Origin of the sequence: Lactobacillus iners (assembly GCF_011058775.1) — a bacterium.
Lineage (GTDB): Bacteria > Bacillota > Bacilli > Lactobacillales > Lactobacillaceae > Lactobacillus > Lactobacillus iners.
The window spans coordinates 383,452-401,464 of sequence record NZ_CP049230.1 but is presented as its reverse complement, the minus strand read 5'-3'; the positions used below and the strand labels follow the sequence as shown (position 1 = coordinate 401,464).

The window sequence follows — 18,013 nt, the reverse complement described above, 5'->3', positions numbered from 1 at the left end:
GATATCATAATGATTGAGAAATATATGGAGGAATATTATGATTAAATTGATTGCTAGCGACATGGATGGTACCTTACTTAATGAAAAAATGCAAATTTCTGCTGAAAATATCAAAGCTATAAAATATGCTCAAAAAAAGGGCGTTGAATTTTTAATTGCAACTGGTCGGAGCAAATTGGAATCTGCTAAATTATTAGCCAATGCAGGAATCAAAGTTGGCTATATTAATTTAAATGGGGCTATGCTTTACAACACTGAAGGACATTTAGTTTTTGAACAAGATATTCCTACAGAAAAAAGCAAAGAAATCATAAAGATTTTAAATGAAAGTGGCTATTATTTTGAAATTGTATCTGCTGACAATGTTTATTCAAATTCAAAATTGGAACGTATTACTAATGTTTCTAATCTTTTAGTAGACTTAAACCAAAATCTAGATTTCAAACATGCTGTTCCCCTCTCCAGCGGCTCAGAACAAATTATGGGCATATCATTCGTTGATAATTATTCAAACTTGCTTAATTTACCTAATTTCAAAGTCATGAAATTTTTAGCATTTAAACCAGATGGTGCAACCTTTGATCAAGTAAGTAAAAAATTATTGCAACTAGGAGATCTGGTTATTACTTCCAGTTCCAATACTAATATTGAAATCAATCATAAAAATGCACAAAAAGGAATTGCATTAATGCACTATGCAAAAATGAAAGGGATATCAACAAACCAAGTTATGGCTATTGGAGATAATCTGAATGATAAGTCTATGATTGAACGAGCAGGCGTTAGCGTAGCTATGGGCAATGCAGTTGATGAAATAAAAGCACTTGCTAAACATATCACACTAAAAAACACCGAAGATGGAGTGGCTCATGCAATCTATGAATTTCTAGGTGATAATTAATGTTATATCAAATACATTTGGTTAATAATATTTTTCAAAATCAATTCGAAGTAACTAATCAATATCATGAAATTTCTTACTTTATTTGTGGTTGTTTAAATACTCTCAGCCAAATGATAATACTTAAAACAAAAAATAATGAGGAGATAGGTCGTTTATACCATGATAAAAAATGCCCCAATTCAAAATATTACATTAAAATCAAAGACAATGCCCCTATTAATATAACTACTGTTAATCTAGGATACAAAGAGGTCTTATTTGCTGCTCATTTATGTTATTGGGCATATGGTAATGTTAAAAATCAACAATTTTATTGCTACAAAGGTATAAAAAAAATAGCAACAATTTTTATTGCTATTAAGTCTAATGATATAACTATTAGTTGCGATATTAAAGATAACATAGATCCTACGTACATTTTGCTAACAGCTATCTTGATTACAAAATTACACGTATCTACCCTGCATTTACCAAACTTAAAAATATTAACAAATCCACAACTGCAAGCATAATCAAAGTTATTTTTTTGGTTGTAATGACTTTAACCACAGCGGTTTAACATCTACCACACTAGACATAAATTCAAAATAGTCCGCTATATTTTGAATATCATCAATAAAGTTATCAACACCTCTTAAACAACCATGATCCAGCCATTTATATATTGAATCATATAATTGCTTGACACTCTTCCTCAAAGAATGCTCAGATATCTCACACTTATCTCCTAGTTCTTTTTTCATTATATTATACAAATATTCTTCCAAAGTTAAGCATAAGCATTTTTTCTTACACAATCTAATAACATTGGCGAAGAATATTTTTTCATCTTTAACAAAACGTAGTCCCAAAGCTATCTTTTTATCTAAATCAAGATGTTGCTTATCTGCATAGAAGCTTTTAATTTTGGCTTGTACACAAATGGCAGCAAAATTACTTAACGTTTTATACTTATTATAAAATGTTTGTCTAGAAATATTACTACGCTGACATAAATGCTTTATGGAGCAATTATAATTTGCCCTACTGGATAATTCCTTATAAAAGATTTCGACTTGTTTAATAAAACAGGTTTCTATAAAAATCTACCTCCCAAATTAATATTACCAACGCTATTATAGTAGCAATATAAGCAAACTATATCAATATCTTATTGACACTAATTTAGTTTTGTCAAAAAAAGAGTATTTATTTATTAAATTTGTCAAAAAATAAAAAAGGGATGCATAACATCCCTTTTTATAATAATTATTGTTTCCAAGCACTATCAATCTTATGTTGACCCTTTTTAATATTTTCGGACCAATCTTTGTGCTTTTTAGCTTGGGCAAACACAGCCTGTAATTCAGTGTTTACAGCAGCATATGCAGCGTTACTATTCTTAACAACAGGAACACTATATAAGTTGGCCATTGCCTTAGTCAAAATTGGTGGCATCTTGGTCTTCTTTGATTCCTTATATGCTTCTGAAGAAATCACTGTATTTGTTACAGGAATATATCCAGTCTTATCAGCCCATGCAAGTTGATTTTCTTTTGTTAACAAGAACTTAATAAACATAAATGCAGCAGCCTTTTGATCGGCACTTGCACTATCAAACATGTAAATATCTGTACCTTGTGCGATATTGTATTCTGATGGACGAGGTGCAACACCGTATTCAAACTTTTTGCCTACACCCATTTTAACGAAACATTCACCTGCAGAAGAACCTACATACATCGCAAGTTTTTGGTTAGAGAAATCTCCTGAGAGATAGCCAGCTGAACCTGCAGTTTGGAAGTAACCATCCTTAATACCATTAGCGTAGAAATCAATAATGCTCTTGGAATCAGAACTAGTAAAGTCAATCTTATTATTGAAATCATGACCTTTTTCTTTCATACCTAAAGCATAATAGTTAGAAAGTGAGTCAAAACCTGCACCTACAACCTTGTGATCACTCTTCTTGTAAATAACTTTAGCTGCTTTTTTCAATTCAGCCATATTCTTAGGAACTTTTACGCCATATTTCTTTAATAAATCTTTGTTGTAAAGTAATACTTCAATTGACTTATTAAATGGTATACCATATTGTACTCCCTTAATTTGAGCACCTTTTAACAAGTCAGCTCTAATGTCACTCTTAGTAACAGATCCCCATCCAATCTTTGAATTGGTAATATATGGTTTCATATCAACTAATTTCTTAGCTTGTGCTGCTACTAACAACCAACCTGGATATGCCTGACTAATTGTTGGTAAATTTTTAGGTGATTGTAGAGTTGAATTAATCTTAGCTTGTAAATCAGAATACTTTCCTTGATTTTCAAGCTTAATATGAATCTTAGGATTCTTAGCTTCAAACTCCTTAGCCATGCTCTTTAAAGCCTTTTCTTGGCCACCAACCATACCATGCCAGAAAACAACAGTAGTCTTTTTACTAATCTTAGTTGGTATCTTAGCACTAGAATTGCTCCTCTTATTTGAACATGCTGTCAATGATACTACAGCTAAAGCAGTTACTGCCAAAGTAGCTAACTTTTTGGTAAATTTCATATGTCCTCCCAATAAACAAAACGAAAACAACAACAATTTTACTCAAATGTAAATACTTGATTACGTTCGGGTAAAAGACGACTTCCACATGGATTCTCCAAAAGTTCTGGATGCATTGAATGAACGGGTACCAAAACATTTGGTTCAAACCCACGTATTATTTTTTCTAATGCTGATGCACTGGCATGACCAGAACAGCGCAGCATCACAACTTCTACCTGATGTTGTTCTAATGTATCAACAAATGGCTGATAAGCAGGATCAAAGCTACCTAATGGTTCTGCATTACTATGGATATACAAACTACCACTCTTTAACTTATCAAAATCAGCTACAGCTTGCCATAAGAATTCACTTTCATCAGCTAATAAAGTATTATAATTAACTTCTAAATCTGAACGCAAAATTGGAATTATCTCTTCACCAGGCAAGTAATAGTATGCTACATCAACACCAATTGACAATTTCAAAAATTCGGCTCTTTTGGCAGAAAGGACAACTTTTCTAGGCGAATCTTTAATAATTCGAAGAATTCTTTCTACATTAGAAATATAAGTATTAAAGGTGATTTGTCGCTTTGGATTATCTATCTGATATTGAACAATCCTATCAATCAATTCATCTTCATTTTTAGGTCCAGTAAATTCTTCGCTATGGTTCTCATTAGGCCAAGACAAGGCAGTAGATTCAATAATCAACATATCACAGCCGTGTCCTTTATGCATAAAAGCTTCTACCCATTCTGGGTGATAACCATGCAATCTAATATCACCAGTATAAGCAATTTTTTTATCAGGAGTTTTAATAATTAGCCCTGTTGCACCATACGCATCATGATCACTAGGAACAATTTCTAATGTAATATCACCTACTTTAATTGGCACATTCAAATCAGCAGCTATTATCGGGCGAGTGTAATTTTTAGGTTTTCCAGCTGCAGGTAATAAATAATTGCCATCTTTATTTAAAACTGGCAACATACTAGCAGTAATTGGACCTGTATATAATTTAACAGACTCATCTAATAAATTAAGGGCTTTACTATGATCTAAATGTACATGTGATATATAGGCTGCACTAGCTTTCCAATGACTATCGGACAATTTCTTGCCTGTTAAATGATAATCGTAAAAATCAGGCACATCACCGATTAATTGATTATCGATTAAGGTTTGAAAACTTTCATCCGCCAATTCTAAGTCTGGTTTAAACACTTCTCCTAAGTCAAATAAAACATGAGAATCATTATAAGCCACTTCAATCATTGGTCCACCAATAGTGGTTAAGCCATTGTAAAATGTAACTTTTGTTTTATGCTTTAAATTCATGATTTACAACTCCACGTATAATTTGCTTTCTAAATACAAAGTAAACAATTAAGATTGGTAACACGATTAAAGTCGCAGCTGCTAATTGCAATTGCGTTTGTGAACCAGCTTCTGTAGCAAATGCTGCTAATCCATTATTTAACAAACGCATATCTGACTCGTTAGTAACTAATAATGGCCACAAGAAAGCATTCCAACCTGAGATAAAACTCAATAATGCAACAGTAATTAAGCCACTTTTAGACATTGGCACTAAAATTCGCCAAATATACTCCCAATCACTAGCTCCATCAATCATTGCAGCTTTATACACGGTTGGCGTAATTGATTTGAAATAACTTTGCAAATAGTACATATAAAATATAGATGTTAAAAAAGGTATAACTAAACCTATGTATGTATTAATCAATCCCATACTCATAATAGTAGTATAGTTAGTAAAAATAATTGCCTCACCTGGTACCATTAATAATGATATCAATATAATTTTAATTAAACCTTTCCCTTTAAATTTTAGGTTTGCCATCGCAAATGCTCCCAAAATCGAAGTGAATAAACTTACAACTGTAGTCGTAGTTGCAGTCACGAAGGTATTAAAAAAGTATCTCGCAAAAGGAGCTTGATTAAATACTGCTAGGTAATTACTAATCTTAAAACTACCCGGTACAAAAGTAGGCGGTATACGTGTAGTTTCTTCATATGTCATCAGTCCACCAAAAATCATATAAATGAAGGGGAAGACTGTAATAATAGCAAAAAATGTTACAAAAATATAAATAAATACTGTTTTAATTTTTTTCATGCTAACTGTTCACTCTCTTCATTAACTTACGTTGCAGACATGTTATAAATAAAATAAACAAGAATAAACATACAGTCGCTGCCATCGCAACTCCTGGTGTATTAGCAACTTGAAATTTATTATAAATATAGAAAACGGACGTAATCGCCGAATTACCTTGTCCAGCTGAACCATTAAATAAGGCAAACACTTGTGTATAAACTTTAAAGGCACCTATTAAGTTAACTGTTAACAAAAATGCTAAAGTTGGAAATAGTTGTGGAATGGTAATACGCCAAAACTTTTCACTTTCATTAGCACCATACATATCAGCTAAGACATAATAATTAGGGTCAATATTACGCAAAGCACCTATTAATATAACAATATTAAATGCTAGCGAAGACCATATACCAAAAATAATTAATGAAATAAGGCTCATGCTTGGATCATCTAACCAATCTGGTGCTGGTAAATGTAACATTTTTAAAACAAAATCCAACAACCCATATTTACCATTAAAGATGTATCTAAAAACAATACCAGTAGCAATTGTACTAGTAACATAAGGCATAAAAAACATTGCTTCAAAAAAGCTCTGATGTTTTATTTTAGAAAATACAAACCAAGCTAACGCTAATGCAATCGCTAATGCAATCGGCACAGTCATAAATGCATAGATAGCAGTATTGATCAATGAATTCCAAAAGTCGGTATCAGCAAATATATATTTATAGTTTTCTATCCCATTGAAATTTAAACAAATTAACGGGCCACCCTGAAAACTGATAATAAATGCTCTAATAATTGGCCAAATACTAAAGATTGTTACAGATATAATCGCTGGTAGCAAAAATAACCAAGCCTTTTTTTGATTATTTTCCATTAATATATTCGCTCCCCATTATTATCAAATATAAACGCACGATCGAGGTTTAATCCAAAACAGATTTCATCACCAGGCTCCACATTTGCTTCAACTTTAACCAAAGACCGTTGTCCTAAGCCATTAATTGTAAATTTGAGGATGCGTTCTCGCCCTATCAATTCAATATCATCAATTTTGCAAGTGAAAAATCCATCTGCTTGATTGTCAACCGGAAAAACATTTTCAGGTCTCAAGCTCAAAGTATAAACGCCATCAGTAATATTTTTCTTAAATCTATCAGAATCAAAAGCAGAAAGTGGTATCTCAAAACCATCTCCTATAACTTTTCCATCCGATACTTCTACATTAAAATTATCAACAACAGGATTACCAATAAAATTAGCAACAAACTGATTAGCAGGATTTAAATATATCTCATAACTTGCAGCATCCTGCTGAATAACTCCCTCATTAAATAAAATAATCTTATCGCCAATGGACAATGCTTCTTCTTGATCATGAGTAACAAATAAAGTAGTGATTCCAACTTTCTTTACAAGTGCACGAATTTCTTCTCTAATTTTCAATCTTAAGCGTGCATCCAAATTACTCAAAGGTTCATCCATCAACAAGATCTTAGGCTGTTGAACTAAAGCTCTAGCTATAGAAACACGTTGTTGTTGCCCACCTGATAATTTACCTGGCTTTTGATTAGCATATTCTTCAATATGAGTTAATCGCATAAAACGTTCAGCAATCTGTTTAGCTTCTTCTTTGCTCTTCTTATTCTTACCTACAGTCATAGGAAACATAACATTTTGTAAAACTGTCATATGTGGATATAAGGCATAATTTTGAAACACGTAGCCTATATTTCTATCTTTAGGTGCTACATTCAAAACTGACTTACCATCTACTAGAATATCACCACCAGTAGGATTCAATAAGCCGGCAACCATATTCAAAGTTGTCGTTTTACCACAACCACTAGGTCCTAATAAGCAAACTAACTCGCCTTTTTTAACCGTGAAACTTATATCTGATATTGCTTGATATCCGTTTTCGTATACCATTTTCAGGTTTTTTATCTGTATAAAATTATCTTCGTTCATTGTTCTCTCGCTGTATATTAAATTATCTTCTAAAGGAATTGTAAGATATTTTAGCAAAAAAAACAATTTAATTTGTAATAAAAATCTTTTAATAATCCACTATTTTAAATTTTGATATAATATGTTACAATCCGATTCATAGTAAGAAAGAGGGTATTTTATATGAACATATTAGTTATTGGTGGAGCTGGATACATAGGTTCACATGCTGTTCGTAAATTACTTGATTCAGATTATCATGTAGTCGTTCTCGATAATCTAATTACAGGTCATCGCAAGGCAATTGATCCCCGAGCTAAGTTTTATCAAGTTGATTTATTAAATACTTTTTTAGTTTCAAAGATTTTAAGAAATGAAAAAATTGACGCTGTTATGCATTTTGCAGCTTATTCATTAGTATCAGAGTCAGTTCAAAAGCCACTATTATATTATCAAAATAATATTACTGGTATGATTTCGCTACTAAATGCTATGAATGATGCTAAAGTTAAATATCTTATCTTTTCATCGTCAGCTGCAACTTATGGAATACCTGAAAAACTACCAATTACTGAAGAGGCACCATTAAAACCGATTAATCCTTATGGTGAAACCAAAATGATGATGGAAAAGATGATGTTATGGGCAGATAAAGCTAATAATATTAAATCCATCGCTTTGCGTTATTTTAATGTTGCTGGAGCTGCCAATGATGGCACGATCGGTGAAGACCATAGAACAGAATCTCATCTCATTCCAAATATTTTAAAATGTGCTGATAGTCATGACAAAATATTTACAATTTATGGTAATGATTACCAAACTCTCGATGGTACCAATGTCCGTGATTATGTTGAGATTGAAGATTTAATCGATGCACATATTCTAGCTTTACAACATCTGATAAAAACTAATCTATCAGATGTATTTAATTTAGGAACAGCACATGGATATTCAAATTTGGAAATTCTGGAATGTGCAAAACGGATTACTGCGACAGATATTCCCTACAAATTTGGACCACGTAGAGGCGGCGACCCTGATTCGCTAGTAGCTGATTCTACTAAAGCTAGAACCATTTTAGGCTGGCAACCTAAACATGAAAATATCGATAATATTATTGCTTCTGCATGGAAATGGCATCAAAAACATCCTAATGGATTTGAAGACTAAAAAAGGAACAATCACATCAATGTGATTGTTCCTTTTATTTACGAAAAAATATCTCTTATTTATTAATCTTAGCTAAACGAACTACATCCCTAGCAATAACTAATTCTTCATTTGTAGGAATAATAAGTATCTTGGCTTTTGAATCGACAGCCGATATAACTTTTTCACCATTGACTGAATTTGCTTTTTCATCAATCTTCAATCCTAAAACTGACAATTTGTCAACAATAGCTTGGCGATATAATGATTCATTTTCACCTATTCCAGCAGTAAACACTAAAGCGTCTAAACCGCCCATATCCACGTAATAAGAACCAATATATTTAATAATTCGATTAACGAAAATATCTTTAGCCAACTTTGCTTTGACATCACCTGCAGCAGCTCTTTTTCGAATATCTCGCATATCTGGAGAATAATCAGATATACCTAAAATACCTGATTTATTATTTAATATATTAATCATCTTATTAAAATCACTAATATTTTCTTTTTTCATCACATATTGTAAAACTGAAGGATCAATATCTCCACTACGTGTTGACATCGTAATTCCTGCTACAGGGCTAAAGCCCATAGACGTATCATATGATTTACCATCTTTAATTGCAGTTATGGAAGCACCATTGCCTAAATGGCAAACAATCATCTTTAACGTATTAAGCGGCTTATTTAAAAGTTCAGCTGCTCGATGTGAGACATATCGGACTGATGTTCCATGAGCTCCATATTTTCTAGCACGGTATTTTTCATAATACTTATAAGGCAATGAATATAAATAGTGTACTGGATCCAATGTATGATGAAATGAAGTATCAAATACAGCTACTTGTGGTACTCCTGGTAATAATTGCATAAAGTCCCTAATGCCATCAGCTTCATAAGGATTATGTAAAGGTGCGTAGTCAGATAAATCATAAATTTGTTGCAACTTTTCTTTATCAATCAAAGCACTTTCAGAAAAGATTTCTCCACCTGCCACTACTCGGTGACCTATACCCGCAATTTCTTTTAAATCATTAATAACATTATACTTAGGCAACCACGTTAATAATAATTGAATCGCAGTTTTATGATCAGGAATCTTAATTTCAGATTCATACTTACTACCATCGGCTAATTTCAACGAAAAGGTAGAACCAGCTAATCCTATCCTTTGTGCTTGACCTTGAGCAACAACTTCTTCAGATGGATAATTAAACAACTTGTATTTAAATGACGAACTACCAGAATTAATTGCAAGTATTTTTTTCATATTATATCTCTATCTCTCCTCATAATTTCACACATTATATTATCAAGTAAAAAGTTAATGTTTTTCTTAAGCATTGGTTAAGTTTTTTATATAAATTAAGATACCAACAAAAAAGCCACCAATTGCCTTACACAATGGTAGCTCCTTTATATTTACTGAAAAAAATTAACCGACATAGATTTTTTTCATTAACTGTTCAATTTGCTTAATTAAAGGTGCGGATGGATTGGTAACTATATTTTGATCACCGTAAGCTTCAACAGCTAATTGTTCAACTTTATTATTAAAGTCGGCCTCTGAAACGCCATTGTCTTTTAAATTAAGCGTCATATTAATTGATTTTGCCAATTCAACAAATTTATTAATTAAACCATCAACTAATTCTTGATCATTTTTTCCTTGAATACCTAAGCTACGTGCAATTTCAGCATAATCTTTATCAGCTCTAAAGACTGAATAATGTGGTCTAATAGGTAATTTACGTGGACGTTGTGCATTAAATTTGATTACATATGGCATCGTAATCGCATCACTCAATCCTGAAGGAATATTAAAAGTAGATCCTAAAGTATGAGCAATTGCATGTCCTACTCCTAAGAAGGCATTGGCATAAGCCATACCAGCTAAGGTAGATGCATTATGCATTTTACTACGTGCTGCTTGATCACCTTTATATGATTTTTCTAAATTAGCAAAAATTAACTTAATTGCTTCCATAGACCAACCACGTGTAAAGTCAGTAGCCATCGTTGATACATAACTCTCCATTGCATGTGCTAATGCTTCCATACCTGAATTAGCAACTAATTTTGCAGGAAGGGTTTCGACAAAATTGTCATCAACAATTGCAACATCAGGATTTAATGAATAATCACATAAAGTATGTTTAATACCAGTTTGTGTATCTTTAATAATAGCAAATGGTGATACTTCTGAACCAGTACCTGAAGTGGTTGGTATACATACTAATTGCACCATATTTGTTTTAGGAAAGCGAACAACTCTCTTACGAATATCAATAAATTTTTGATATGAGTCTTCTAAAGTCATGTCAGGATTTTCGTAAAATAATCGCATAATCTTAGCAGCATCCATAACAGATCCGCCACCCAAGGCTACAATAGCGTCAGGCTTAAAAATATTCATTCGATGAACACCATCTAAAATAACATCAGTTGTTGGATGTTCTTTAACAGCCTGGAAAACTTCATAACTTTTTTTACCTAATCTTTGACTGATAATATCAGTTATTTGGTTTGCGTATTTTCCTGCCACCGTTTCATCTGTTACGATAAAAAATTTTTCTACATCGGGCATATGTTTTAAATAATTAGCAGCATTATGTTCAAAATAAGTCTTCTTTGGAACCTTTATCCACTGCATATTGTCTCTTCTCATCGCAACAGTCTTAATATTCAATAAATCTGCGGCAGAAATATTATGTGACATAGAATTTGCACCATATGAGCCAGTACCTAAAGTCATGGACGGCAACATGTTATTGTACAAATCACCAATACCACCTAAAGCAGCTGGTGTATTGACTAAAATACGACATGCAGACATTGCTAAAGCAAACTTCTTAATTAATTCCTTATCTTCAGTATGAATACCAACAGTATGACCACGTCCGCCATAACTCAATAGATCTTTACAAATCTTAAATGCTTCATCTGCTCCTGATACCTTATACATAGTAAATACAGGGGATAATTTTTCAGCAGACAATGGATATTCTTTACCTACGCCACTATATTCAGCAATGATTACCTTGGTATCTTCAGGAACATCGACACCACAAAGTTTACCTATTTCGTAGGCTGACTTACCAGCAATAGGTCCAGCTACTGTTCCACGACGAGGATCAATAAAAGTAGTTTCAAACTTTTTAATTTCTTCCTTGTTTAAGAAGTAACAATTCCATGCTTCAAATTCTTTTTTGACTTTATCATAAATGTCTTTATCAATAACTACAGAATTTTCTGAAGCACACACCATCCCATTATCAAACGTCTTGGACAAAATAATGTCATAAGCAGCACGTTGATAATTAGCTGTCTTTTCAATATATGCAGGGCCATTACCAGGGCCTACACCTAATGCCGGCTTACCAGAAGAATATGCAGCCTTTACCATGCCAGGACCACCAGTAGCTAAAATAGTTTGAATATTAGGATGTGTCATTAAAGCATTAGTAGCTTCAATACTTGGATATTCGATCCATTGAATACAGTTATCAGGAGCTCCTGCCTTAATTGCTGCTTCACGAATTAATTCTGCAGTTTTGACGCAGCATTTTTGAGCTTGCGGATGAAAACCAAAAATAATTGTATTACGTGTTTTTAACGCAATCATCGACTTAAAAATAACAGTAGATGTTGGATTAGTTACAGGCGTTACACCAGCAATAACACCAACTGGTTCAGCTATTTTAATTAATTGTCTTTCAGGATCCTCAGAAATGATACCTACTGTCTTTTCATGACGCAAGCTATTCCAGATATTTTCACTGGCAAACATATTTTTAATTGTTTTATCTTCAACAATACCGCGTCCTGTTTCTTCAACAGCCATCTTAGCCAATAAATAACTATTTTGTTCTCCGACTTTAGCTATCGCTTCACAAATTTTATCTACTTGTTCTTGTGAAAAATTAGCCATCTTATCTAATGCAACATGAGCTTGTACTACGTAGCTATCAATCATAGCTTGTACATCTATTTGTTCCTTTTTAGTTGTTGATGCAATTTCTTTAGCCATATAAAAATCCCTTCATTTGCTACACTGTATAATTTATTCAACTAAATTGAGTATACTACCAATGTAGCTAAGATACAATAACATTGTTAATTAATTAACAATGTATATTTGACTTGAACAGTGCAATTACTACTATAATTGCTTTTTTTAGCGTATATATTGTTTTTGTTTTCACAATCTTTTATTAGTTAAGATGGTTGCTAGAAATCATATATTATTTATATTACAATAATTAGGCGAGCAGATTTATATCCACTAACATATGCTCCATAAAGGAAATTATTTACATTATATGGTAAAATTTTCTAATACATGAAAGGAGTTAGTGAATGAAGCAGAAAAAATCTCATTCTTCAAAAGACATATCAATGAAAAGAAGCCTTACTAACACGCATATTCAGTTAATAGCTCTAGGTGGGACAATTGGCACTGGCCTTTTCTTAGGTGTTGGTAATAGTATTGAATTGGCAGGACCAGCAGTAATTTTAATTTATACACTAGTTGGATTCTTTCTTTTCCTCTTGATGCGAGCGTTAGGGGAATTAATTCTTTCAGATTTGAGTAAAAATACATATATTGATTTTATTACCCAATATTTAGGCAAAGTTATCGGAACAGTTACTGGCTATCTATACTGGTTTAGTTGGCTATCGTTAGGTATGGCAGAACTAACTGCATTAGGACTATATTTTAGATATTGGTGGCACGATTTGCCACTATGGCTACCTGGATCAATCACGTTAATAATTTTGTTAATGATTAATTTAATTTCAGCTAAAGTTTTCGGTAATATGGAATTTAGTTTTGCAATTATTAAAATATTGACTATTGTTGCCTTTGTTTTATTAGTTTTTTACCTATTAATCACTAATGGATCAACAAAATTGTATGGGGCAATCAGCTTTAGTAACCTCTTCAAAGATGGTGGATTTTTTGCTAAAGGTGCTAATGGTTTCTTTAGTGGCTTTCAGATGGTTATCTTTAGTTTCATCGGTGTAGAATTAATTGGATTGACTGCAGCGGAAGCACAAGATCCTAAAAAAACAATCGTCAAAGCTATTAATGAATTACCAGTTAGAATTATTTTATTTTATGTTCTCGCTATTTTAGCTATTTTATTGGTCATACCATGGAAACAAGTTGCTATTAATGATTCACCATTTGTCCAAGCATTAGGTGCAACTGGTATTAAAAATGCTGCTTGTATCATCAACTTTGTAGTAATCAGTGCTGCTATTTCTTCTACGAATACATTTATTTATAGTGGCGGACGTTTACTATTTTCTCTAAATTACCATGGACAGAGTAATTTTGCTAAATGTATGGGGCAATTAAATAAACGACAATTACCGGAAAATGCATTGCTCTTTTCAACCTTGTTAATAGGGATTGCACCAATAATGAACTTATTTTTAGAAAATGCATTTCACTTCATAGCGGCTACTTCAACGAGTATGTTTTTAATAATCTGGTCCATCATGATCTGGGCACATATCCGTTATAGAAAGCAAACCCCTGAACAGCAATTACATAATTTCAGAATACCGCTATATCCATATACAGACTACCTTGTATTAGGATTTTTCATTACTATGATTGGACTATTACTATGGGTACCAAAAGATCGTATTCCGATGATTAGTGCCTTAGTTATCTTCAGCATTTTGATATTGTCCATCAAATTTATTAAGAAAATTAAATAATATCATAAAAAAATATAGCCTTAAAATGTGATATCGCATTCTAAGGCTTTTTCAATAGGCTGAAATAAAATTTATATATAAACATTTAGCGTAAGTATAGCTTCATATTTAGCGGTGTACTAGCCCAAAAATATTATCCATAAAGAATACTGCACGAGATAATATTCATCAGCTACAATTTAATCAGCTATTTTAACTATCATAAATTTATGCTATTAAAAAGTTATATATCATTACAGAACAAAAAAAGAGGAGATATCTCTCCTCTTTTCGTTAGCTCCGGCTGTCAGGCTCGAACTGACGACAACCTGATTAACAGTCAGGTGCTCTACCAACTGAGCTAAGCCGGAATGACCGCACGGCAACGTCCTACCCTCGCAGGCAGTTTCCCACCAACTACTCTCGGCGTTAAGAACCTTAACTTCTGTGTTCGACATGGGAACAGGTGTTTCCTTCTTGCTTTCGCCACCGTACTCTTCCTTGAGCTTTTACACTCAAAACTGAATATAATCTCTGCTTCTTCCGAGCTCTCTTTGGTCAAGTTCTCGACTTATTAGTACCGGTCCGCTCCAAGCATCACTGCTCTTCCACTCCCGGCCTATCTACCTCATCGTCTCTAAGGTGTCTTACTGCTTTCGCTTCGGAAATCTCATCTTGAGGGGGGCTTCGCACTTAGATGCTTTCAGCGCTTATCCCTTCCATACATAGCTACCCAGCGGTGCCTTTGGCAAGACAACTGGTACACCAGCGGTATGTCCATCCCGGTCCTCTCGTACTAAGGACAGCTCCTCTCAAATTTCCTACGCCCACGACGGATAGGGACCGAACTGTCTCACGACGTTCTGAACCCAGCTCGCGTGCCGCTTTAATGGGCGAACAGCCCAACCCTTGGGACCGACTTCAGCCCCAGGATGCGACGAGCCGACATCGAGGTGCCAAACCTCCCCGTCGATGTGAACTCTTGGGGGAGATAAGCCTGTTATCCCCAGGGTAGCTTTTATCCGTTGAGTGATGGCCTTTCCATGCAGTACCACCAGATCACTAAGCCCTACTTTCGTACCTGCTCGAGTTGTCTCTCTCGCAGTCAAGCTCCCTTCTACCTTTACACTCTGCGAATGATTTCCAACCATTCTGAGGGAACCTTTGGGCGCCTCCGTTACTCTTTAGGAGGCGACCGCCCCAGTCAAACTGCCCACCTGACACTGTCCTCTCACACGCTTAGTGTGACGAGTTAGAGGATCCATCAAACAAGGGTAGTATCCCAACATTGCCTCTGATAAAACTGGCGTCCTATCTTCTCTGGCTCCTACCTATCCTGTACATGTTTAACAAATACTCAATATCAAGCTACAGTAAAGCTCCATGGGGTCTTTCCGTCCTGTCGCGGGTAACCCGCATCTTCACGGGTATTATAATTTCACCGAGTCTCTCGTTGAGACAGTGCCCAAATCATTACACCTTTCGTGCAGGTCGGAACTTACCCGACAAGGAATTTCGCTACCTTAGGACCGTTATAGTTACGGCCGCCGTTTACTGGGGCTTCAATTCTAACCTTCGCTTTCGCTAAGCTATCCTCTTAACCTTCCAGCACCGGGCAGGTGTCAGTACCTATACGTCATCTTACGATTTTGCAGATACCTGTGTTTTTGATAAACAGTTGTTTGGGCCTCTTCACTGCGGCTGATTTCTCTTCAGCACCCCTTCTCCCTAAGTTACGGGGTTATTTTGCCGAGTTCCTTAACGAGAGTTCTCTCGCTCACCTGAGGATTCTCTCCTCGACTACCTGTGTCGGTTTGCGGTACGGGTACTCACTCTCTGGCTAGAAGCTTTTCTTGGCAGTGTGACTTCATGACCTTCGCTACTTTGATTTCACTCCGCATCACGTCTCAAAATTGGCTACAAGCATTTGACTCGTATCCTCCCTTAACGCTTACACATGATTCCATCTCCATGCGTCATTAGCCTCCTGCGTCCCTCCTTCGCTCTTATCGATTGCGAATAGTACAGGAATATCTACCTGTTGTCCATCGGCTACGCCTCTCGGCCTTACCTTAGGTCCCGACTTACCCTGGGCGGACGAGCCTGCCCCAGGAAACCTTAGTCTTTCGGCGGACAGGATTCTCACCTGTCTTTCGCTACTTATACCGGCATTCTCACTTCTAAACGCTCCAACAGTCCTCTCGATCTGCCTTCTCCGCCTTTAGAACGCTCTCCTACCACGCAGCTAACTGCATCCACGGTTTCGGTACTATGCTTAGCCCCGATAAATTTTCGGCGCAGCGTCACTCGACTAGTGAGCTATTACGCACTCTTTAAATGGTGGCTGCTTCTGAGCCAACATCCTAGTTGTCTGTGCAACTCCACATCCTTTTCCACTTAGCATAGATTTTGGGACCTTAACCGGTGATCTGGGCTGTTTCCCTTTCGACTACGGATCTTATCACTCGCAGTCTGACTCCCGTGCATTGATATCTGGCATTCGGAGTTTATCTGGATTCAGTAACCCCTGACGGGCCCCTAGTCCAAACAGTGCTCTACCTCCATTATCATTCACACGAGGCTAGCCCTAAAGCTATTTCGGAGAGAACCAGCTATCTCCAAGTTCGTTTGGAATTTCACCGCTACCCACAACTCATCCCCGCAATTTTCAACTTGCGTGGGTTCGGTCCTCCAGCGTGTTTTACCACGCCTTCAACCTGGTCATGGGTAGGTCACTTGGTTTCGGGTCTGCGTCATGATACTATCTCGCCCTCTTCAGACTCGCTTTCGCTTCGGCTCCGTCTTTTCTGACTTAACCTTGCACCACAACGCAACTCGCCGGTTCATTCTACAAAAGGCACGCCATCACACTTTAACGTGCTCTGACTACTTGTAGGCACACGGTTTCAGGTTCTCTTTCACTCCCCTCCCGGGGTTCTTTTCACCTTTCCCTCACGGTACTGGTTCACTATCGGTCACTGGTTAGTATTTAGCCTTGCGAGATGGTCCTCGCGGATTCAATCGGGATTCCTCGTGTCCCGACCTACTCAGGATCCTGCTCACCTACTTTCCGGATTTCGCTTACGGGGCTCTCACCCTCTTTGGCTTATCTTCCCAGATAATTCTGCTATCCTTCCATTCGGCTTTTTACAGTCCTTCTACCCCTAATGGCAAGCCATTAGGTTTGGGCTCTTTCCTGTTCGCTCGCCGCTACTTGGGAAATCGATCTTTCTTTCTCTTCCTGCAGCTACTTAGATGTTTCAGTTCACTGCGTCTTCCTCCTTAATGCTATCTATTCACATTCAAGGTGACACCTCGCGGTGCCGGGTTCCCCCATTCGGATATCTCCGGATCTCTGCGTACTTACCGCTCCCCGAAGCATTTCGTCGTTTGTCACGTCCTTCATCGGCTTCCAGTGCCTAGGCATTCACCGTGCGCCCTTCTCTACTTGACCTATTCAAGTTGAGCTTCTCTCTTCTCGGTCGCTCTTTTTTCAATCTGTTCTTTGATTGTCTCGGTTTTTGCTTTGATTATATTCAGTTTTCAATGTCCTAACTCTTGAGTGCTTATTGCCCTCAAAACTAAACAAAGTTTCTTTGTGTGCTTTCCGCTTGGCTTCTCATATCCTTCTCT

General features: G+C 35.6%; 12 protein-coding genes, 1 tRNA gene and 2 rRNA genes. 4 read left to right on the top strand and 11 right to left on the bottom strand.

Annotated features, from left to right (window positions below):
* Positions 1–37 precede the first annotated feature (37 nt).
* Together G6Z82_RS02015 and G6Z82_RS02010 are read left to right on the top strand one after the other, a co-directional pair.
* Positions 38–901 (top strand): Cof-type HAD-IIB family hydrolase, encoded by an 864-nt coding sequence (locus tag G6Z82_RS02015; protein WP_006729016.1) that lies wholly within the window; start codon positions 38–40, stop codon positions 899–901.
* Positions 901–1,416, top strand: a complete 516-nt coding sequence (locus G6Z82_RS02010; RefSeq protein ID WP_006729015.1) for a hypothetical protein — start codon at positions 901–903, stop codon at positions 1,414–1,416. Before G6Z82_RS02015 ends, G6Z82_RS02010 begins: the two co-directional genes overlap by 1 nt.
* Positions 1,417–1,422: 6 nt before the next feature.
* Here the strand turns inward: G6Z82_RS02010 and G6Z82_RS02005 are convergent, their stop codons facing one another.
* From G6Z82_RS02005 to G6Z82_RS01980, 6 genes are all read right to left on the bottom strand, one after another.
* Positions 1,423–1,647 (bottom strand): hypothetical protein, encoded by a 225-nt coding sequence (locus tag G6Z82_RS02005; protein ID WP_006729014.1) that lies wholly within the window; start codon positions 1,645–1,647, stop codon positions 1,423–1,425.
* A gap of 505 nt (positions 1,648–2,152) precedes the next feature.
* A complete protein-coding gene (locus tag G6Z82_RS02000) occupies positions 2,153–3,442 on the bottom strand; it encodes an extracellular solute-binding protein (RefSeq protein ID WP_164785744.1) in 1,290 nt (429 codons plus the stop codon).
* A gap of 38 nt (positions 3,443–3,480) precedes the next feature.
* Complete coding sequence (locus G6Z82_RS01995) at positions 3,481–4,770, bottom strand: MBL fold metallo-hydrolase (RefSeq protein ID WP_006729012.1); 1,290 nt, start codon at positions 4,768–4,770, stop codon at positions 3,481–3,483.
* Positions 4,754–5,572, bottom strand: a complete 819-nt coding sequence (locus G6Z82_RS01990) for a carbohydrate ABC transporter permease (protein WP_006732689.1) — start codon at positions 5,570–5,572, stop codon at positions 4,754–4,756. The genes G6Z82_RS01995 and G6Z82_RS01990 overlap by 17 nt, the downstream gene beginning before the upstream one ends.
* Before the next feature lies 1 nt (position 5,573).
* Positions 5,574–6,437, bottom strand: a complete 864-nt coding sequence (locus G6Z82_RS01985; protein WP_006732691.1) for a carbohydrate ABC transporter permease — start codon at positions 6,435–6,437, stop codon at positions 5,574–5,576.
* On the bottom strand, positions 6,437–7,531 hold the full coding sequence (locus G6Z82_RS01980) for an ABC transporter ATP-binding protein (protein WP_164785743.1): 1,095 nt from the start codon (positions 7,529–7,531) through the stop codon (positions 6,437–6,439). The genes G6Z82_RS01985 and G6Z82_RS01980 overlap by 1 nt, the downstream gene beginning before the upstream one ends.
* Before the next feature lie 162 nt (positions 7,532–7,693).
* Between G6Z82_RS01980 and galE the strand changes: the two genes are divergently transcribed.
* Positions 7,694–8,683, top strand: a complete 990-nt coding sequence (galE, locus tag G6Z82_RS01975; RefSeq protein ID WP_164785742.1) for a UDP-glucose 4-epimerase GalE — start codon at positions 7,694–7,696, stop codon at positions 8,681–8,683.
* Between the two features lie 55 nt (positions 8,684–8,738).
* Here galE and G6Z82_RS01970 read toward each other — a convergent pair whose 3' ends face one another.
* Both G6Z82_RS01970 and adhE read right to left on the bottom strand, forming a co-directional pair.
* On the bottom strand, positions 8,739–9,938 hold the full coding sequence (locus G6Z82_RS01970; protein WP_006735481.1) for an acetate/propionate family kinase: 1,200 nt from the start codon (positions 9,936–9,938) through the stop codon (positions 8,739–8,741).
* Positions 9,939–10,103: 165 nt separating this feature from the next.
* Positions 10,104–12,698 (bottom strand): bifunctional acetaldehyde-CoA/alcohol dehydrogenase, encoded by a 2,595-nt coding sequence (gene adhE / locus G6Z82_RS01965; RefSeq protein ID WP_164785741.1) that lies wholly within the window; start codon positions 12,696–12,698, stop codon positions 10,104–10,106.
* A gap of 329 nt (positions 12,699–13,027) precedes the next feature.
* On the opposite strand from adhE, the gene G6Z82_RS01960 reads away from it, so the two are divergent.
* Positions 13,028–14,401, top strand: coding sequence for an amino acid permease (locus G6Z82_RS01960; protein WP_164785740.1), 1,374 nt, complete (start codon positions 13,028–13,030; stop codon positions 14,399–14,401).
* 277 nt (positions 14,402–14,678) lie between these two features.
* Here the strand turns inward: G6Z82_RS01960 and G6Z82_RS01955 are convergent.
* The 3 genes from G6Z82_RS01955 to G6Z82_RS01945 form a co-directional block, all read right to left on the bottom strand.
* Positions 14,679–14,751 (bottom strand) — tRNA-Asn (locus tag G6Z82_RS01955).
* A 6-nt stretch (positions 14,752–14,757) separates the two neighbouring features.
* Positions 14,758–14,874, bottom strand: a 5S ribosomal RNA gene (gene rrf / locus G6Z82_RS01950).
* Between the two features lie 60 nt (positions 14,875–14,934).
* Positions 14,935–17,834 (bottom strand): 23S ribosomal RNA (locus G6Z82_RS01945).
* Between the last annotated feature and the right edge of the window lie 179 nt (positions 17,835–18,013).